The sequence below is a fragment of the Cytobacillus purgationiresistens genome, from assembly GCF_030813235.1.
GTDB lineage: Bacteria > Bacillota > Bacilli > Bacillales > Cytobacillaceae > Cytobacillus > Cytobacillus purgationiresistens.
Map to the genome: position 1 here is coordinate 47,738 of NZ_JAUSUB010000022.1, position 19,759 is coordinate 67,496.

The window sequence follows — 19,759 nt, forward strand, 5'->3', positions numbered from 1 at the left end:
CATCTATTTGAGTCCTGACTTTCCTTTTTAACTACTGCTCAGCTAATGTAATCATCATTTTATATTGCTGAGCATCGTTAAAATCCTCTTCCGTTATTCCTAAGCTTTCGCAAGCATATTGCAAATGCTCCAGCCAGTCATTATCTTTTTGCTTGATAGCTTTAGAGCATTCATTTTCAATAAATGGCGTTGACATTCTTTTACCTATTTCTCTGAAAATCTCTAGAGCTTCCAATGACCCAGGCCAATTCCTATCCATTATCTGTCCAGCAAGCAATGGCAGTGCTCCTCTATTTCTTGGATAACCCATTTTTCTTAAAATATAAATTGCATTTCCCCAAGTTTCCTTTCCGAATTTTGGTATTAATAGATCCACTTTATCGGGATGAACTTGTGAGAGAACTTCCATTGATTCTCTTTGTATGTCTTTTGGTAAATTCCAATTAAGATTATCAACATAGTGAATAATCTCTTCATCTTCCAAAATCACATATTCGTTCATAGAGACTCCCCTGAGTTGGACGAAATTGGAATACTTTAGTACTTTCGTTTATCTGCGAGATTTTTTCTCTTTTCTTCCCCTTTGAAGAGTCTAGAAGTTAAGTACCTATTCATTTCATCCAATACTAATATCTAATGCTTCTATTCTTTTTTCAACATATTTCTTGTCTTTATGTGCGTGAAAAATTTCTGCTTTTTCGATGATGACGGTTGTATTGTATTCTGGAATTTTTGCGTATTGGTCTACCACACCTTTGGGGATCAGAATATTTCCTTCTGGCCAATATAACGCTATATTTCCCGATTTGATTTTTTCGAATTTTGCTTTGCCCTGAAATGTGCCATATTGATTATAAGCAACGATATTATCTTTTGCCTGTATACTTAAGCGCTCAGCGTCCATCTCGTTCATGATAATATCATATCTGCCTGCACCATTGAACGGATCTTCTTCATGATAAATCATTGAGTTAAACTGTTTCCCCCTGCGGGAAGTGACGAAGAAATGGCCTTCCGTTTTTCGCAATTCAGGAATATCGATAGCTAATAGGTTCCCTTTTCCGTCTGTTGTAGGGCAAATACCTCCTTCACATAGCCATGCACCACCCCATTGAAACACGTCTCCACGATTTTTCAGATGTTGTATCCCGTCATAATTGGGGTTAGCTTTGGCAATTTCATCGCGGATCTCTTTGGCGTGATTAAAGTGAATTTTATCTTTTTTCTCCGGGAGAACTCTAGCGGCTAAATCGATATATATTTCCCATTCCGAGCGTGCTTCCTCAATTCTTGGACCTTCTATCTCTGGACTGAAATAAACCATTCTTTCAGTGCTTGTAGAGGTTCCTCCTCCCGGCTGCTCATACCTTGTCATCGCAGGCAGAACAATGACCTCTTCTTTTGCTTCAACAAGCGTTGATGTATTGAAGATAATGTCTTGATGCACGCGGATTTCAGCATTCTCCAGTGCTTCTTTTATGAAAGAAGGATTTGGCATTGTTTCAAGAAAATTTCCGCCACTTGTATAGAAAAGTTTAACCTTTCGTTCGTGTTCATTGGGAAGCATCAGATTCTCAAGCATTTGACCGACTGTATCTCCCTGCCACTTTGGAATGTGGAATCCCCATATTTTCTCTATCCTTTTTGCATTACTTTCATCAAAATCACTTCCAGGAAGGACAAACGGGTCTGCTCCCATTTCTCCTGAACCCTGTACACCGCTATGTCCTCGGATAGGCATCACTCCGCAATGCTCTCTGCCAATAAAGCCCCGAAGCATTGCAAGATTAGCCACTTGCGAGATATTATCTGTTGCAAAGCGATGCTGGGTGAGCCCCATGCTCCAAATGAAAATACCTGACTTGGATTTTGCTAAAAGCTCTGCAAACTCTACTATTCTGGCATATGACAATCCCGAGGACTGTTCAAGCAGCTTCCAATCTTGATTCTTCAAATGATTCTTCAACTTAGAAAATCCATTCGTATGCGCTTGGATAAATTGATGGTCAATAGCTGAACCCGGCTCTATTGACTCCATCTCGATCCAATGCTTCATTACCCCATTCATAAAGGCGATGTCCCCGCCTATATTCACTTGATATACATCATCAACAATTTTCGTGCCAAATAAAGCGCTTTCCGCAATGGATGGAATCCAATAATTCTCCATAGCAGGCTCTCGATACGGATTAATCATGATGATCTTAGTACCTGCCTTTTTAGCAGCATACATGTATTTCGTTGAAACTGGCTGATTGTTCGCAGCGACAGACCCCCAGAATACTAGCACATCCGTCCCAATCCAATCCTTATAGTTACAGCTGGCAGCACCTATCCCAAGTGATCGCTTTAAAGCGGTTTTACTCGGAGAATGACAAATCCTTGAAGCATTATCAATATTATTCGTGCCGATGAATCGGGCAACCTTTGCTGCTGTATAGTAGACTTCATTCGTAATTCCACGTGAAGTTAAGTAAAAAGCTAATTGCTTAGGATCGATTGATTTTATTTTTGCTGCAATCCGATTTAATGCCTCATCCCAGCTGATTCTAGTAAATTTATTTTCTCCTTTTTTTCGAGAAAGAGGAAAAGGAATGCGACCGAGCTCCCTAAGCTGAGAACTGTTCAATTCCTTCATTTTCTCAATATCCGCCAGCCATTTTTCGTCTATTGCCGGTGCGGTATTTAGTCGGAGAACATTCAGCCTTGTTGTACAAAGATGGGGACCGGTCAATGTCTGATCATACAGACCAGAAACACCTAAAGCACAGCCATCACATACTCCCTGAGTTAAAATTTTATAAGCATAAGGAAGATTATCCTTATTATCCCATGCCACCTTTAACGTATCTCTTAAATGATGCGGCTTCACCTTCCCAAGACCCATCGGAGAAAGCCCCGCCCAAAGAGATGGTTTAGGTGCAGTATTTAACTTAATCGGTCCTGTATGCTTTGTATTACCCATAACAATCAACTCCTTAATAGAAATGCGGAGGTGGCTTGCTCAGCCCCGACAAGCTTAAGACGAATGGTCATGAAGGTTGGTCTTTACCTTCTTGACCATTTGACTTAAGACCTCGAGGGGCTAGCCACCGCAGCTGGACAAACTGAAATGCGGAGGTGGCTCGCTCAGCCCCGACAAGCTTAAGACGAATGGTCATGAAGGTTGGTCTTTACCTTCTTGACCATTTGACTTAAGACCTCGAGGGGCTAGCCACCGCAGCTGGACAAACTGAAATTCGGAGGTGGCTCGTTCAGCCCCGACAAGCTTAAGACGAATGGTCATGAAGGTTGGTCTTTACCTTCTTGACCATTTGACTTAAGACCTCGAGGGGCTAGCCACCGCAGCTGGACAAACTGAAATTCGGAGGTGGCTCGTTCAGCCCCGACAAGCTTAAGACGAATGGTCATGAAGGTTGGTCTTTACCTTCTTGACCATTTGACTTAAGACCTCGAGGGGCTAGCCACCGCAGCTGGACAAACTGAAATTCGGAGGTGGCTCGTTCAGCCCCGACAAGCTTAAGACGAATGGTCATGAAGGTTGGTCTTTACCTTCTTGACCATTTGACTTAAGACCTCGAGGGGCTAGCCACCGCAGCTGGAATACTTGAATTTCAATGTTTACTTACTCTTCTCCATCAAGAATAACTAAAGAGATTAAATCTTTTAAAAGAAAACCATCTTGCCGCTTTGCAAAATGATGGTAATTTTTTTTTTACATGGTCGGAGATGGACAAATAAATTCCTATCATTTTTCAGATAAATAGCCTAGATCTTTATCAAACACAAATATGGACATTCCAAAATCTCGTTCGATATCGATATCAACGAATAAATCGATTAAATTAGCTTGGAGCAATTCTTCCATTTCTACTGGCCGATTCTTTTTGTACATTTCTTTCACCATTTCTGTCCTCGCTGCTCTTAGCATTTGTTTACCTTCATCTGCACTGGCAATGAATTTTTCAACTGGTGAAAGATTTCCTTCCATTTCAGCGATTGCCCAATTTTTACAGAAAGTCGTTTTGATTTTGCTAGGTCCCTTACCCATATGTTTCTTTCTAAAAGACCTGACCAAATTGCTGAATTCGGCCTCATATTTGTTCATGTTTGCTTCAGCCCTTTAATGTTATTTAAATTAAACTGCGATATTATCACTTTTATTCTGTTTTTCTCTTAGCTGATTTATATCCCTGCGGATTAATAATGAAACAACCAGCGCTACAGCAAACATACCGGCAAACACAAATAAACTTTGTGAATAGCTGCCTGTTGTTTCCCTGATCCACGAGGCAAACATAGGGCCTGCTAAACCTGCGGCAGCCCATGCTGTCAGGATATAACCGTGAATAGCACCGAGCTGCTTCGTCCCAAACAAATCTCCAATATATGCCGGTATTGCGGCAAAGCCCCCGCCATAACATGTATAAATTATCGCTAATAACACTTGAAACAAGATAGGGTTATCAACAACGGTCAATAATGGAAAGGCAACTAATTGGATGGCAAAAAAAGCAGTATACGTATTTGGTCTCCCAATATAATCAGATATAGATGCCCAACCGATTCTGCCAAAGCCGTTAAATGCACCTAACACACCAACAAGTGCAGCTGCAGCTACGGCACTCAAGCCGATTGTTTCTTGGGCAAGCGGTGATGCTGCTGATATGATTGCAATGCCGCAGGTCACATTTATAAATAACATAATCCAAATATAGTAAAACCTTCTTGTCTTCACTGATTCATTGGCTGTAAGCTGTGAAAGGTCTTTTTTGATTGTTGTCGTCCCTGCTGCGATCTTCTCCTCGAATCCTTTTGGACTCCACCCTTCCTTCGGCGGTTCAAGATATAGAGATGATGCCATCATAATAATAAAGTAAGACACGCCAAGAATATAAAAGGTATTAGCAATCCCTACTGATTCAATTAAGTTTTGCATAATAGGACTGCTGATTAACGCAGCAAAGCCAAAACCCATAATAGCAAGACCAGTTGCTAATCCCCTGCGATCTGGAAACCATTTAACTAAAGTGGACACTGGAGCAATATAGCCTACCCCAAGACCAATTCCCCCAAGAACACCATAAAAAATATATAATAAGGACAATGATTCTAAATTAATTGCCAATCCTGACCCTGTTATTCCGACTCCAAAGAAAATGGCGGCGAGAATACCCGATTTCCTCGGTCCATATTTTTCAACAAAATGACCTAAAAATGCGGCCGATAAGCCAAGAAAAAGAATGGCAAGGCTAAAAGTCAAACTTACATCAGTTAATTCCCAGCCAAATTCCGTTACCAACGGTTTTGTAAAAACGCTCCATGCATATACAGACCCAATCGAAAGGTGGATACCAATCGCCGAAGCGGCTATTAGCCATCTGTTCTTTACCTTATCCATCTTATCATCTCCTTATAAATGGTAAAAATAAAAACCGCCATGCTTTCCGATTACATGCAAAGGAAAGAGTGACGGTTAGTAATCAGCAGAGTTCGCTACCATACACCAACAGTAAACGCTTACAATCTTGAAACATCTTTTTCTAAACCGATGACAGGATCGCTATCTCGTATCAAGAAAATGACAATTCTATGAACTTTTCTAAATAGTATCACTCTTCGAAATTTTTAACAATCGTTTTCTTTACTATTTTTGTCTTTAAATTGACAACTTCCACTATGAAAATTAGTGAAATATAGTAATATTGTATTATAATAGAAATGAACAAAGGAGATGATTGCATGCCCAAAATATCATTGGCTGAAGCTGTTAAGCTAAAAAGTGTATTATCTAAACGGATTCATGAATTGGAAGAAGAAATGGACAGGCTTGCTTTTGTTGAGATTGAAAAAGGCAGTAAACTTCCAAAACAAAATAGATTATTTCAAGATGCTGAAAAAGATATCGAAGCAATTAGAAAGGATTTTCGCCTGCTGGATAAGCTCGTGTATCGCGCAAATATTGATCATGAAATCCAGTTTAATAATGAGTCCCTCGCGATTGTCGAAGCGATCGAACTCGCTTCACAGCTAAGAGCAAGGGCACGAAAATTCAAAGAATACGGGGCGTCACAAAAGGAAGAATTCCTTTATATGATTGGTGAATCAAGCTCCATGATTAAGCTGGCAACCTTTGATCCTGAGGATTATCGATTAAGAGCACTTGAATTCGACCGGAACGCTAATCGAATTTCCAATCTAATCAATGCCAAGAACTATAGCATCGAACTTGATTTTGAACGTGATAAATATTTCTAAATCCCTTGAAGCGGTGAGACTCCTCTTCAAGGCATAGAAGACATGGAAATCTCAAGAGTGCTTTGTAAGTACTATAAACTGGTAATGGCTAAACCAATGACCGATTACCTTTTACACATTCACCCTTAACCGATGACTTACTATGGTAATGGATGGTCGCTGACCTTTTAACTCCTGCCTGTCTTTTATGGACCCCAGCTATAAAGTATAGCTGGGGTTTTATTTTTCATTATCATCCTTCATCAACAGCAGGAATTCCTCTTCATAGTTATCTCCCCATTTAATAGAAAACTTTTGCTGGTCATATTGTTTAAAATCAGTTTCGACCTCATCTCTTAATGTAAATGAATTTTCGATCAGCTCAATATCTGCACCGCCTACGTCAAATCCATATCCTTCAAGGTGCCAGCTATCAATTTGAATGTTATCATCCGTTCCCAAGTACTTCATTTGAATGAGTCGATTATATTTTCCTTCCCCTTTTGAGGTTAGCTTCAAAGAAACCTCCCATTCATCACTTTTACCTTCATACTCTTTGTTCTCACTAATCCATTCCTGATCTAAAAAATCTATAAAAAAATAAGAAATGACACTCAAAAACGCAACAATAATCATTCCAACCGTTATCTTTTTCACCACCATCCCTCCAATAAATCATATTTATGTATAAATATGTCTGAGTGTCGACAATAGCTCGCCTCGCAGTAAGCTTCGGAAAATCCCATACCACTCTTTTTCATAAATTGATATGAGTTTGTCTACAATACAGCCTCTCATATTTATGTATAAATATGTAATTTTATTATCATATAAGATTTCAAAAATCTAAATCTTTATTTATTTGCTTATAGTTCTAATTTACCGTTTGTAATAATACTGTAATGTTATGAATCTTTTTAAAGGGTAATACGTCTAATATATAGAGATATTTATTGGAGGGTTTATACATGTTTAAACTTATGTTGTCATTATCTATTGTTGGAATGAGTCTTTTTGCTTCTCCGGTGCAGTCCTTTGATGCCATGGAAGAGACAAGCTATATTGAAACAACTAACGAATCTGCAGAAAAAGAAACTAAAAATAAAACACCTGATATCAAATCATTAAAAGAAACCATTCATCCGGATTTAAGTCAAGATGAAATAATTGAACGTTTTGGAAAGCCTGATGAGGTTTTAACTGATGCCATGTATGATTTACCATTATGGAGATATGATTTTAAGCTAGACAAGGAGTATTCAAACAAACTTGGATATGATTCAGTTGATTTCGATGCTTTGAAATCCAACAAGCTGCAATACATTGTGATGGTTTCTTTCGATCAGGAGGAAGAAAAAATCAGAAACGTGTCCATCTATTATTTGGATGATAAGAACCAGATTCATAACTATCGCCAGTTTGCAGATGGGTATGTAAAAGATACTGTGATAGAATGATCTTGGTTTCAAAGAAACAGGCAAGCCTTATATTAAAGGCTTGCCTGTTTCTTTAATTATACACCTGGAACCCAGCCAGGTATACTCATAATCACTTTCCAAAGTGGATCTGGAATTACGAGCTCTTCCTGTTTGTCATGATCCAGCTTAGTTATCACTTCATCTTCTCTTCCCTCTGCAATCTTTTGCACCCAATCTGGATCGATTAGAAGTTCACGGCCTAAAGCAAGCAGCGGGACGTTTGTTTGATCCATTGCTTTTACGGCATCATCAGGGTGATAAATGGCGCCGACACCAATTACAGGGACTTTATTGCCCACTAGCTCTAAAATCAGCTGCATTCTGGTACGCTCCATATCTTCGACCCCGCGCCTTGGTTTTGACCAAAAATCCTGGAGAGATACATGCAGATAATCAAGGTTTTTTTCAGAAAGAACACTTAAGAGTTCAAGTGTATCTGCCATTGTAATGCCAGGTGTTTCCGCTTCTTCTGGAGAAAAGCGATAACCAACCATAAACGGACGCTGCGACTGTTCCGCAACTGCTTTTTGCACTTCATCAACGACTGCCAGCGGGAAAGCCATTCTTTTTTCTAAAGTGCCGCCCCACTCGTCAGATCGATTATTGGCATGCGGGGAGAAGAATTGTTGAATTAAATACCCATTTGCTCCATGAATTTCAACACCATCAAATCCTGCTTCTATTGCACGTCTTGTCGTATCGCCAAATGCTTTAATAATGTCTCTTATTTCATTATCCTGCAGCGGTATTGGTTCCTGAGATCCACTGTTGCTGGATGGAACGGAGCTTGCTGAAACGATTTCTCCATTTGGAACGAGATGTGGCGGACATTCGCGGCCACCATGGAAAATCTGCAGAATTGCCTTTGCTCCTTCACCTTTAATGGCATCAGACAGCTGCTTAAGGCTGGGAGTAAATTCATCCCGATGTCCAGCAAACTCACCGGAAAACCCTTTTCCATTCTCCGATACGTAAGTACAAGCGGTAATCACCATGCCTACTCCGCTGGATCGACGTGCATAATAGGCTAATTCATCATCAGATACCGTTCCGTCTTCATTGGATGAATAATTCGTCATTGGCGCCATGACTAGACGATTTCTCAAGTCTACTCCATTTGAAAATTGAAATGAATTAAATAGCTGTTCAAACTTCTTGTTCAAGATGAAAACCCCTTTAGTTTGAGTTGTTTTTTTAATTGATGATCTTAATCGATACATTACAAGATAAAATATAGTAGAGGGAATATCAAATATAATGCTTTTTGGGCAAAAAAACAGATGCTGACTGAGGCAGCATCTGTTCCTAGTTTAATACATAGCAAACGGTGGATCGATTCCTATTACTGGTTGTCCATTTACAGTTAACCAAATGTAATAATGGTCAATTTCCTTTTTTAATACCTTTTCCAATTTGGCGATAACCGCCTCTTGAACATCAAATGTAATTTTTGCAGTTTCTTCCCCTAATTCAACATTTTTCAACCCTAATATGTCTGCAATTTTTCTTGCATCCTCATAAGATACTTCTATGTATTTATCATACTCAGGTAAATACGCTGCTTCTGTTTGCTGTACTTGCACTGTAAGACTTGAAATAATCAAAAAAGCAGTTAAAAATAAAGTGATTTTCTTCATTGGTATTTCCCCCCTCATAATATAATTTTATTTTTAAGCGCTAAGAACACATCTACAACTTGTGGATTGTACATCGTCCCTCTGCACCTTAAAATCTCGTTAAACGCTACTTCTTTTGCTCTAGCTTTTTGGTAAATACGATTCGAGGTCATTGCATCATATGAATCTACTACAGATATAATGGCAGCTTCAGTTAGAATATTATCTCCTTCTAAACCATATGGATAGCCCTTTCCATCGTATCTTTCGTGATGCTGTTCGACTACCTTGCCTGCTTCCTTTAAAAATGGAAGGCCGATATTCTCCAGCAATTCTCTTCCATATCGGGAATGCTGCTTCATGATCATCCATTCATCGGATGTGAGTTTTCCTGGTTTCTGAAGTATTTCCAGGGGGATTTTCAGCTTTCCAACATCATGTAGAAACGATGCAATATTTAAACTTTTCAATCGTTTCTTTTCTAAGCCCATTTCTTCTCCTACCATCATGGACAATTTATTGATTCTTTGGCAATGGTCGACAGTGTATCCGTCTTTTTCCTCAATTGCTACTGACAAATCCATTAATTCTTTAGTGGCTTTACTATAATAATGAAATACAGGTTGGGAAGTAACGTAAAGAAACTCTGTTTCACCTATAGATTTAAAAATATAATGTTCAGTAATCGGATGCTTATGAAAGGAGTCACCCGCCTTAAAACTTTCTCCCTCATATGGAAGGGTTAATTCTCCAGATAAAATATGTAGAAACTCTAATGAATCCCATCCCTCTTCAGGCTCAATTCCCCACATCGTTTCAGGTTCAAGTCTATGATAAATAACCTCAGTCCCGTCCCCAGATGCGACTAAGGAGATTTGCAATCCCTTCATATAGACCGTTTCAATGAAACTCTCTTCATTTATCATGGCCACTTCATAAACCTCTTTCTGTAATGTTCTCAATCTAGTAAACATGAAAAAATAGTATAAAAGTCGACAAAATGTCGCATATATATACATTTTATTATAATATTTTCCACAATTCCACATTTAATTCACTTAAGACCTATATTTATTTCGTCCATTATAATAAAAAAAGGACTATTAACTTATAAACAAGACGCGAGATTGCTATACCAAAGGACTCATAATCTAGAAGCGAAAAGGCATATATAACTTATACATTTAATTACTATATAAGTATAAAAAAAGAAGGCAAATTAACAATATGAAAAAAAGTGGTAATTATTCGATTTTCCTATGAAGTTTCCGTCCCCTGCCATAGAGCGATTGATTGAATTAGCTAGAATAATTGAAGCATTCTTTTCTTTGCAATCTTTTTTTTATCCATTTATGTTCCGCCTTTTGTTCGGAATTTTCTAACTCAAATTGGTTTTATTCATAAGAAATATTTGTGTCAGTTCTATTCGTCGTACACTATCTGCATAAAGTTTTATATAAAACAAAAAAAGCACTAATCAGTGCTTTTTTTGCATTTCACTTTCCTCAGTGCTGCTTTGCTGTTGCAATGACCTAATCATCTTAACTAACACAATGGTTCCTGCTACATTGAGAATCATACTGCCAACCAGCAATAGAATCGCCAAAATAGGTGACATTGGAAACTTAAACGACAGGTATAACGAGATAATCCCTAAGAAGATAAGGATGAAGCCTGTATTTTTCTTTTTCAATTCATGCACCGCCCTATACTATCATTCCTTTTACTATTGTAATGAAGAGAAAACCCGCAGTCAATTGACTGCAGGTACTTTTAATTAAATGGATTTTTCCATTCCATTAATACACCATAGTTATGGGACTCTTCATCCTCAAGATATTCTTTAGCTATCGCAATTGGCATACGTCCACACCTCAGCAGAAAAGTTAATACTGGGTCTCTTCGTTCTCCATTCACTACAGATGCCACATACGCTTCTGGCGATACGGATTTTACAACGTTATGATAACCTGGCATTCTGCCGCCGCCAAGTAGTCTTTCCAGTCCTAGTTGTATGACAACTTGATACATAGCCTGCATAAGCATCTTACCCAATCCAAGCTTACGGTATTTTGGTCTGATCGCGATATCTACTATATACAATGTATTTCCATGTGGATTGTGAGTACGAATAAATCCATTATCGGTCATTTCTTTCCAAGTGTGAATGGGGTGCATTGGATTAAAATCCACACACAAGCCAGTCAGTGAACCGGCAAGCTTACCATCTATTTCGATGCATAATGCACCTTCTTGAAATAATGCAACATGATTGGACAGCTGCTCTTCATTCCACCATAAATCCGATGAAAAAGGAGGAGGAAAGCATTCCGCTTGAATTTCAATCAAGTCTTTAAAGTCTGTTTGCTGATAGTTTCTAATGACAGCTGGTACTGGCTTATCCTCATGAAACACAGAAAATTCATGGCGATACATTTGCTTATCCATCAATATTTTCTTTCTCCCAATCGGTGTATAGATCGACTCTGCGATCACGCCAAGTGGTGACAGAGCCTTTTTCACGCACTTCATATAAAAGGTTTAGGTCAAGGTCGGCAGTAATAATCATATCATCGTTTAATTCCCCTTCTGCCATAATTCCTTTTGGAGGGAAGGGAATATCATTTGGGGTAATCACAGCCGCCTGTCCAAAGTTAGCACGCATAAAGTCAACAGTAGGAAGTGAGCCAATTGTTCCTGTGACTACGACATACACCTGATTCTCGATTGCTCTTGCATGAGAAGTGTAGCGAACGCGATGGAAGCCATGGCGATCGTCTGTGCAAGATGGACAGAAAATCACATCTGCTCCTTTCGCCTTAGCCATTCTTACGATCTCAGGAAATTCAATATCGTAACATGTTAAAATGGCAATCTTCCCTTTATCGGTATCAAAAATCTGCAAGTCTTCCCCTGGTGACATATTCCACTCATATACTTCGGTTGGTGTGATATGGAGTTTAGCTTGTTCCCCAATTCTCCCATCTGGATAGAAAAGGTGGGACACATTGTATAGCTTGCCGTCTCTATTAATTACATGGGTACCGCCAATAATATGCATCCCCGTTTCAACAGCAAGTCCCGTAAATAATTGTCTATATTGATCTGTAAATCCAGGCAGTTCGTTGATAGTTAGACTTGTTCCTTGTTCACTGCCAATTGATAACAGCTGCGTTGTAAAAAACTCTGGGAAAAGAACAAACTCTGAACCAAACTCCTGCGCGGTTTTAATATAATGTTCACACTGCTTTGCAAAATCTTCAAACGAACGGATGGTGTGCAAGTGATACTGCACACTTGAAACTCTCATTTTCATCGTCATCCCCCTCACTTTACATAAAAAGTCTCCTAGATGAAGGTGCTAGGCCTAGGATAGGCTGCCACCTGGCAAGCCTTATCCCCCTAAGATTATCAATGATTTTCACATAATATACAACCGTTTTTTCTTAAATAAATAAATGGGTTTTTCTGTTAGTATTAAGCTTTTTGAAATTGAACTTGGTGGAGATTTGCAAAAATGCCGCCGTGTTCAATTAAATCAGCATGCGTCCCCTCTTCTGCAATCCCATCCTCAGTTACAACCATGATTGTATCCGCATTCCTTATGGTTGCTAATCGGTGAGCAATTACTAAAGTGGTACGGTCCTTTGCCAATTCTGTTAGAGCTATTTGAATAATTTTCTCAGTTTCTGTATCCAATGCTGATGTTGCTTCATCGAGGATAAGGATAGGCGGGTTCTTTAAGAACATCCGGGCAATCGCAATTCTTTGCTTTTGTCCGCCTGATAGTTTAAGCCCTCTTTCCCCTATTTGTGTTTCATATCCGTGCGGCAATGATTCTATAAAACTCACAAGATGCGCTCGTCTTGCAGCATCCTCAATTTGTTCATCAGTCGCATCTAGCATTCCATAGGCGATATTCTCTTTTAATGTTCCAGTAAATAAGAAAACGTCTTGTTGGACAATCCCAATTTGTGAACGTAATGAGTGTTTAGTCATATCTCTTACATCTATGCCATCAATCGTGATTTGACCTTCGTTTACATCATAAAATCTCGGTATTAAAGAACAAATAGTTGATTTCCCTGCTCCAGAAGGACCGACAAACGCAACCGTTTCACCCGATTTAATTTTCAAGTCAATATTGTTCAATACGGATTTATGTTCATCATAGCTAAATGAAACTTCCTTGAATTGTATATCTCCACGTAGCGATGATACTTCAACTGCGTCCTCTTTATCCACTACTTCAGGCTGAGTATCAAGCATTTCGGTAAAACGCTTGAAGCCAGCCATCCCTTTCGGATACAGCTCCATTAATGCACTGATCTTATCAATCGGCTTTAACAGCACATTGGCATAAAGTACAAACGCAACAAGTTCGCCTGGTTTTAATTCGTTATTAAATGCCAGCCATGATCCATAAACGAGAATGGCAAGGATTAAAACCCTCGTCAGAAAAAACACACCTGAAATCGTGGTGCTCATCACTTTATACCCTTTTAATTTTGCCCCGCGGAAATTGCGGTTATCTTTATTAAAACGTTCAATTTCAAACTTTTCATTTGTAAATGATTGAACCACACGTGCACCAGACACACTGTCCTCTACACGTCCATTCACATCTGCAATATCACTGTACATCTTTCTCCACGCTTTGTTCATAGCCTTGTTGCAATAGGCAATGAGCCAAACAAGGAAAGGGACGATAAAGATGGCCACTAAAGCAAGCTTTACGTTGATGGTCAGCATAATCCAGAATGCGCCAATAAACGTCATGACTGCGATAAATAAATCCTCTGGACCATGATGTGCCAGTTCACCAATATCCATCAGATCATTGGTTGTCCGGCTCATAATATGGCCTGTCTTCGTATTATCAAAGAAACGGAAGGATTGGCTTTGAACATGCGTGAACAATTCTTGTCTCATATCTGTTTCGATATTGATTCCTAACTTATGCCCCCAATAGTTCACCACAAATTGCATCCCCGTACTCACCATATATAGTGCCAGTAACCCAGCACTGACAGATACAATCATTGACCAATTACTAGAAGGCAAAAGATCATCTACAAACCACTGTACAGCCAATGGAAAAGCAAGCTCCAGCAAAGCAACGGCGATGGCACAGCTAAAATCAATAATAAATAAACGCTTATGAGGCCTGTAATAACTGAAAAACCGTTTAATCATATTATTCTCCTATTCTGTCTATTCAAACTATGAAATATACTTTGGATTATATGCCTCTCAGTAATTAGAAACAAGGGATTTTTGCAAAAAAATGCTGGTTTGGAATCAATTGTATTGGATTTTGTAAGAAACGAAATGATAACATACCCCATCAAAAAGTTAAAGCATCTCATAATTTGAGCGTATCGGATAACCCTAAGCTGTCTCCAAAGTCTAATATTAGAAGCTCAAAAAAAAACCAAGAATGCTGCTAAACAACATTCTTGGTTTTTTAATTACAACTCTCCGAATAAATTACCCCTTTGGATAAAGTCCCTTTAATAGGACAATCCGTATCCAAAATCGTATAGTATCTCTCCATCCGTACCAGGAATAGCAACAGGGAGTTTTCCCGACGGATTCAATTGACCAAATAATACTGCAGCAGTAGCTTTAAAATTGGCTTCAGTATAGCCAAATTGTGCAATAAAAGCTTCAACATCTGGAAAAGCCATGATATCATACGGATTTTGTATTGCAATCACAACAGTTGGTGCCTTAGTATTTTTAATCGCTTCATTAATCAACTGCATTTGCGGATTGCTACTGGATCGATCTTGTTTATAGCTCGTATGCGAAGCAATCACAACAGCAACTGCTCTTTTAAGAGCTTCCCTATCCTCGATAGAAAGGTCATAAGGCTTCTCTGCCTCTATGACTGTTATTTTCGAATCATATTTTTCCATTTGATCTTTCAGCATTGGCAAAAAGGTTTTCCCTACAACTACAATTTCCTTATCTTCCATATGCAATAGTGGTAAAACCCCTTCATTTTTCACGAGTGTTACACCTCGTTCTGCCGCTTTCGCCTCGATATTTTGATGAGCAGTTGAGCGAATACCGTGTTTTGCTTTCTCTATTTTTGTTTTGATTGAGGCAGGATGCTCTTCCTTTAAAATGCCTCGCTTCACTTTTAAAGCTAGAATTCTTTCAACCGATTCGTCGATTCTTTCCATTGGAATTTCTCCATTTTTAACAGCAGCGTACAGTCCATTTGCCACCTCTTCTATTCCGACTGGCATAAGAAGTATATCTGCTCCTGCTTTAACAGCACGAACAGCTGAATCTAATGGAGAAAAGTGCTCAGCAATGGCATTCATATTTAACGCATCCGTAGTAATGACACCGGTATATCCCATGTCTTCTCTCATTAGCTCAGTTAATATCCTAAAGGATAAAGTTGCAGGAACATATATTTCTTCTCCTGATTTTGCTGACTTTATTTTCGTTGAGTCTATCTTTGGATAAGTAATATGCGCTGTCATGATCGCATCAATCTCTTTTTTCATAAGACTCTGAAAGGGTGGCAGCTCAATTTTATTGAGACGTGTTTGATCGTGGTTTACTGCAGGAAGTCCTAAATGTGAATCGGTTACAGTATCCCCATGCCCTGGGAAATGTTTAGCTGTTGCAGCAACCCCTGAGGCTTGAAGACCTCTAGTAAACGCCTCACCCATTTCCGCTACCAATGCTGACTCAGAACCAAATGAACGCAATCCGATCACTGGATTATCGGGGTTATTATTGACATCCAAAATAGGGGCGAAATCCATATTTATCCCTAAAAGAGCCAGCTCTTCTCCTATCGTTCTCCCTACCCCTTCTGTCAATTGATCATCCCGCGCTGCACCCAATGCCATATTCCCCGGCATAGCTGTAGCAAATGGCAGACGATTAATGACGCCTCCTTCTTGATCAATAGATAAAAACAGGGCATATTTTTCCGCTGCCGTCTGGTAAGCAGCAGTTAAGTTCACTGCTTGCTCGACCGATTGCATATTTTCCTTGAATAAGATGACTCCGCCCAGATGAAATTCCTTCACAAGACGCTCAATCTCTGGCAGCATATTTGTGACCTCAGCGTGCTCCCACGTCCGAAAGTCAGGCATGAGCATTTGTCCAACTTTTTCTTCCATTGTTATGTACTTAATTGCGGTTGGTAAAATATCATACCGCTGTCCGCTCTCTTTTTTTAACACAGTTTTCCGGCCATCGACGCTGACTCCGATTTGATCTTGAAAAGAACCATCCGTAACTGTTATCGTTGCCTTTCCATTTTTTCCATTTAAATTGACAACTCCATCTTGATTCACCTGTGCAACCTGTCTATTTGAGGAGTTCCAGGTTAAATTCGCTCCTACTTTAAGAAAATGACCATTTTTATATACATGAATCGGAACTAATTGATGTGATGAATGGAAGCGCGCTTCTGACTCTGGGAGATTCTGCAGTAGTACTAAATCTCTCCACTCAGTCTCAGCAGGCGTTGGCTTCGAGTAAATGATGAGAAATAAGAACAGCATCATCATGAGAAAAATAAAAAAGACCATTCTAAGCTTTGACATTTATTTCCCCTCCCGTTCTAGTTGTATAAAAATAGTGTGAACGAGTTAAAGGAGTCGTAAACATTTTTTTATGAATGAGTAAACGACTGTCATTTTTACTGGGATTCGTTTAACCCGCATGATTGCTGGAGTTTCTCTTTTTCCTGATTCAGGTAATACTTTATACAACTAATGTTTAGGCGTTTCTTTTTTTGTTCGGGCACTAATACTTTCAACGTATGCCCGGACGTTTTCTATCCTTGACTGTTCGGGCACTAATTCACTAATCTAACGCCCGAACGATTCTTCCTTTTGATTGATCGGGCACTAGTTCCCCATAAACAAAAAAGAAGCCTCCCAGGAGACTCCTTAAGCTTTCTTAGGTTTAAATTTAATCTTCATAATGAGCTGATATATTACTTCTGCAATAACCAGACCAACTGCAATGGCTCCTGAGATCATAAATGCCCTCGCTGCTAACTGGATGGCCATATTATAGTCATTTTCCACAAAGTTTCTCATTGCATCGTAGGATATCCCTCCGGGTACAAGCGGAATGATTCCTGCCACACTAAATATGATGATCGGTGTACGATAAATCTTAGCAAATATCTGACTTATGGTGGAGATAAAAATGGCAGCAATTAACGAAGCAACAACTGCATCATAATTATTGTTCACCAGAGAGATATAGATCAGCCAGCCAATCATACCAACAAACCCGCATTGAATGAGGGATTTTTTCGGCGCATTAAAGATGACACCAAAAGCGGCTGATGCAATAAAACTTGTAATGAGATGTGTGATCATTTTCTTCCCTCCATCACGTCATCTTAACTCATAAAGGCAAAGACGACTGCAATTCCTGCGCCTATGGCAAACGCTGTTAAAAATGCTTCTGCGCCCTTAGATAGTCCTGATACTAGGTGACCTGCCATCAGGTCCCTCACTGCATTTGTTATCAATAACCCTGGAACGAGCGGCATGACTGAACCGATAATGATTTTATCAAGCTGCGTTCCTATGCCTATCGTTATAAATACAGTGGATAATACGCCAATAATCAATGAGGCGAGAAACTCAGAAAAGAATCGAATTTGCACCACTCTATGCAAATAAATGAATGAAGTAAACCCAATACCTCCAGTAATTAAAGCAGGAATAAAATTGCTCCACTCACCTAAAAACATCAACATAAAACATGCACTTGCAACAGATGCAGCAATGACCTGCTGATATATAGGAAATGTATAATTCGCATTTTCAATTTGTTTTAATTTTTCAAATGCTTCCTTCTGAGAATATTCTCCGCTGCTTACCTTTCTAGATACGCCATTGACGAGTGATACTTTGTATAAATCAGTTGTGCGTTCAGATATTCTTATCAATTTTGCAGGTTCAGTTCCATTAGTTGAAAAAACAATTCCTGTCGGTGTGACATAGCTATGTGAATGAGGAATTCCTAGTGCAGCAGCAATTCTTGTCATCGTATCTTCTACTCTATATGTTTCTGCCCCACATTGAAGCATGATTTTTCCTGCTAATAAGCATAATTCAATGACCTCGAATGTTTGAGGAAATTTATTTTCCACTGCATTCCCTCCCAACCAATCAATTTCTTGTCTTACCATATTATATGAAATAAATGAAATTAGAAAGTCTATTTTTACTCTAAATGAAAAAACCCCTTCATTTAGGGGTTTTTCCAGAATCAACTAAATCTTTTGCCATTTTTTTGCGTCATAAATCTTGCGTTTATTTGACCTTGAATCATCTTATTTCTTGTTTCACGATCCTCTCTCGTCTTTTCCTTTCTGTATTCCATTCTTATTTCGTCTGTTCTTACTCCCTCTTCACGCTTGTTGGCAATGTCGATTAGCCTTTCAACATCAGAAAAAGAATATTTACGATTGCCTCGTTCAGTTCTTGTCGGAAAAATCAGTTTTCTTTCTTCGTAATATCTGATTTGTCGCTCACTTAAGCCTGTTAATTCACTTACTGCTCCAATTGAGATTACTTTTCTTTCTTTATAGGAGGATTCATTTTCCATCTGCAGACCACCCCAAATTAGAAGGTTTTATTTTCTATTATACATTTCTGACATTTTTTTTCACGTAATATGTAAGAAAATCTAACATTCTATAAACCTTGTCAAAAAACCTAACAAGTTAACTGACTTTTCTTCACATTTTCATTAGAATAACAGCATCATATTAAAAGGAGCAGGTCAAATGCAATATTTACGAAAAGCAGTGGAAAAGAAGAAACAATATCTGATTGAGCTTTTAAAAGAAAAGAATATTCAAGAATCTGAACAAAACTTGCAATCATTAACACTATCTGAGCTTGAGGGTTTATCAAAAAAACACTTGTCTTTGAAATAACTAATAGGAGGACTTAGCAAATGGCAAGTCAGGAAGCTGTCGAATTAGCAAAAAAAATCATTGAGTTGGATTTACTGAGAGATGAAATTTGGGAACATTATGCCGCAGTTGCTGGAGAAGATGCACACGAACTGCTCAGGCTCGTACAAAATAGCTAAGCGACAGCTGATTCAGCCTTTTGATGTTATTGCGTTTTTATTAATTGCTCATTCATATACTTCCTAATGAAATATCCTGAAAAATGAAACTTCTTTTCTTATCATGCGTGTTATCCATTATAAGGGGGGAAAATCAATATGAAAATGCCATCATTACTATTATTACTCTAATAATTGAATTTGGGATGACCTATGCTGTTTCCCACTTTTTTTCGATCAGATTGATTGAGGTCATGTTTTTTGCTGGTGTTGTCTTTACTGTACTGATTGGCTTCTTCTTCAGCAGCGGCGGAGCAATATCAAACTATCAAAATAGTCAAGCAAGCT

At 38.8% G+C, this 19,759-nt stretch carries 20 protein-coding genes; 4 read left to right on the forward strand and 16 right to left on the reverse strand.

The annotated features are described in order from the left end of the window. Nucleotides 1–31 precede the first annotated feature (31 nt). From J2S17_RS20390 to J2S17_RS20405, 4 genes are all read right to left on the reverse strand, one after another. Nucleotides 32–502 (reverse strand): hypothetical protein, encoded by a 471-nt coding sequence (locus J2S17_RS20390; RefSeq protein WP_307477624.1) that lies wholly within the window; start codon nucleotides 500–502, stop codon nucleotides 32–34. Nucleotides 503–616: 114 nt separating this feature from the next. Next, nucleotides 617–2,965, reverse strand: a complete 2,349-nt coding sequence (locus J2S17_RS20395) for an FdhF/YdeP family oxidoreductase (RefSeq protein ID WP_307477625.1) — start codon at nucleotides 2,963–2,965, stop codon at nucleotides 617–619. A gap of 783 nt (nucleotides 2,966–3,748) precedes the next feature. Next, complete coding sequence (locus tag J2S17_RS20400; RefSeq protein WP_307477626.1) at nucleotides 3,749–4,108, reverse strand: Na-translocating system protein MpsC family protein; 360 nt, start codon at nucleotides 4,106–4,108, stop codon at nucleotides 3,749–3,751. A 30-nt stretch (nucleotides 4,109–4,138) separates the two neighbouring features. Beyond that, the gene (locus tag J2S17_RS20405) at nucleotides 4,139–5,401 is read right to left on the reverse strand and encodes an L-lactate MFS transporter (RefSeq protein ID WP_307477627.1); all 1,263 of its coding nucleotides are present in this window, start codon (nucleotides 5,399–5,401) and stop codon (nucleotides 4,139–4,141) included. Nucleotides 5,402–5,742: 341 nt separating this feature from the next. On the opposite strand from J2S17_RS20405, the gene J2S17_RS20410 reads away from it, so the two are divergent. Continuing rightward, nucleotides 5,743–6,258: a hypothetical protein gene (locus J2S17_RS20410; protein ID WP_307477628.1), complete on the forward strand. Its 516-nt coding sequence runs from the start codon at nucleotides 5,743–5,745 to the stop codon at nucleotides 6,256–6,258. Between the two features lie 219 nt (nucleotides 6,259–6,477). Here the strand turns inward: J2S17_RS20410 and J2S17_RS20415 are convergent, their stop codons facing one another. Beyond that, complete coding sequence (locus J2S17_RS20415; protein ID WP_307477630.1) at nucleotides 6,478–6,894, reverse strand: hypothetical protein; 417 nt, start codon at nucleotides 6,892–6,894, stop codon at nucleotides 6,478–6,480. Between the two features lie 311 nt (nucleotides 6,895–7,205). Between J2S17_RS20415 and J2S17_RS20420 the strand changes: the two genes are divergently transcribed. Beyond that, entirely contained in the window at nucleotides 7,206–7,694 is a 489-nt protein-coding gene (locus J2S17_RS20420; protein WP_307477631.1) for a hypothetical protein, read from the forward strand. 56 nt (nucleotides 7,695–7,750) lie between these two features. Here the strand turns inward: J2S17_RS20420 and J2S17_RS20425 are convergent, their stop codons facing one another. From J2S17_RS20425 to J2S17_RS20475, 11 genes are all read right to left on the reverse strand, one after another. Next, on the reverse strand, nucleotides 7,751–8,881 hold the full coding sequence (locus J2S17_RS20425) for an NADH-dependent flavin oxidoreductase (protein ID WP_307477689.1): 1,131 nt from the start codon (nucleotides 8,879–8,881) through the stop codon (nucleotides 7,751–7,753). 144 nt (nucleotides 8,882–9,025) lie between these two features. Next, entirely contained in the window at nucleotides 9,026–9,352 is a 327-nt protein-coding gene (locus J2S17_RS20430; protein WP_307477633.1) for an 8-amino-7-oxononanoate synthase, read from the reverse strand. A gap of 14 nt (nucleotides 9,353–9,366) precedes the next feature. Continuing rightward, entirely contained in the window at nucleotides 9,367–10,293 is a 927-nt protein-coding gene (locus J2S17_RS20435; protein ID WP_307477635.1) for an HD domain-containing phosphohydrolase, read from the reverse strand. Nucleotides 10,294–10,808: 515 nt separating this feature from the next. Next, on the reverse strand, nucleotides 10,809–11,024 hold the full coding sequence (locus tag J2S17_RS20440; RefSeq protein WP_307477636.1) for a hypothetical protein: 216 nt from the start codon (nucleotides 11,022–11,024) through the stop codon (nucleotides 10,809–10,811). Nucleotides 11,025–11,104: 80 nt separating this feature from the next. After that, complete coding sequence (locus J2S17_RS20445; protein ID WP_307477690.1) at nucleotides 11,105–11,767, reverse strand: GNAT family N-acetyltransferase; 663 nt, start codon at nucleotides 11,765–11,767, stop codon at nucleotides 11,105–11,107. A 4-nt stretch (nucleotides 11,768–11,771) separates the two neighbouring features. Next, the gene (locus tag J2S17_RS20450; RefSeq protein ID WP_307477638.1) at nucleotides 11,772–12,647 is read right to left on the reverse strand and encodes a carbon-nitrogen hydrolase family protein; all 876 of its coding nucleotides are present in this window, start codon (nucleotides 12,645–12,647) and stop codon (nucleotides 11,772–11,774) included. Between the two features lie 161 nt (nucleotides 12,648–12,808). Next, nucleotides 12,809–14,527, reverse strand: coding sequence for an ABC transporter ATP-binding protein (locus J2S17_RS20455; RefSeq protein ID WP_307477639.1), 1,719 nt, complete (start codon nucleotides 14,525–14,527; stop codon nucleotides 12,809–12,811). A gap of 317 nt (nucleotides 14,528–14,844) precedes the next feature. Then, nucleotides 14,845–16,911 (reverse strand): glycoside hydrolase family 3 N-terminal domain-containing protein, encoded by a 2,067-nt coding sequence (locus tag J2S17_RS20460; protein ID WP_307477641.1) that lies wholly within the window; start codon nucleotides 16,909–16,911, stop codon nucleotides 14,845–14,847. A 348-nt stretch (nucleotides 16,912–17,259) separates the two neighbouring features. Further along, on the reverse strand, nucleotides 17,260–17,700 hold the full coding sequence (locus tag J2S17_RS20465) for a threonine/serine exporter family protein (RefSeq protein ID WP_307477643.1): 441 nt from the start codon (nucleotides 17,698–17,700) through the stop codon (nucleotides 17,260–17,262). Nucleotides 17,701–17,723: 23 nt separating this feature from the next. After that, complete coding sequence (locus J2S17_RS20470) at nucleotides 17,724–18,482, reverse strand: threonine/serine exporter family protein (RefSeq protein ID WP_307477644.1); 759 nt, start codon at nucleotides 18,480–18,482, stop codon at nucleotides 17,724–17,726. 119 nt (nucleotides 18,483–18,601) lie between these two features. Further along, the gene (locus tag J2S17_RS20475; protein ID WP_307477645.1) at nucleotides 18,602–18,940 is read right to left on the reverse strand and encodes a MerR family transcriptional regulator; all 339 of its coding nucleotides are present in this window, start codon (nucleotides 18,938–18,940) and stop codon (nucleotides 18,602–18,604) included. 181 nt (nucleotides 18,941–19,121) lie between these two features. Between J2S17_RS20475 and J2S17_RS20480 the strand changes: the two genes are divergently transcribed. Then, complete coding sequence (locus J2S17_RS20480; protein WP_307477646.1) at nucleotides 19,122–19,274, forward strand: Fur-regulated basic protein FbpA; 153 nt, start codon at nucleotides 19,122–19,124, stop codon at nucleotides 19,272–19,274. 20 nt (nucleotides 19,275–19,294) lie between these two features. Continuing rightward, nucleotides 19,295–19,432 (forward strand): protein YkzB, encoded by a 138-nt coding sequence (ykzB, locus tag J2S17_RS20485; RefSeq protein WP_307477647.1) that lies wholly within the window; start codon nucleotides 19,295–19,297, stop codon nucleotides 19,430–19,432. The last annotated feature ends 327 nt before the right edge of the window (nucleotides 19,433–19,759 follow it).